The 253-nt window shown below is 48.2% G+C and carries 1 protein-coding gene; it reads left to right on the forward strand.

Going from position 1 to position 253, the window contains the following annotated elements; genetic code table 11:
* The coding region (locus tag CVH10_RS27030) for a hypothetical protein (protein WP_219925021.1) at positions 1–253 on the forward strand (253 nt) is incomplete at both ends.

The following is a 253-nucleotide window of genomic DNA, read 5'->3' on the forward strand; positions in this document are numbered from 1 at the left end:
TTAAAAAAAGCAGGAGATCGTTTAGGAATTCCCGTTATCCCTTCACGGCTTTCCATCCTTACCCGCTCCGTAAACAAAGATCGCAGCCCGTGTTTCTATTGCAGTCAATGTAACCGCGGCTGTACTGTGTATGGCGACTTTTCCTCCTCTTCCGTATTGGTGAAACCAGCGATGAAAAGCGGACATGTAGATCTGTACACTAATGCGATGGTGCGGGAAGTGCTGACAGATAATAACGGCCTGGCAACAGGAG

Source organism: Halomonas sp. ND22Bw, from assembly GCF_003011945.1.
Classification (GTDB): domain Bacteria; phylum Pseudomonadota; class Gammaproteobacteria; order Pseudomonadales; family Halomonadaceae; genus Halomonas; species Halomonas halophila.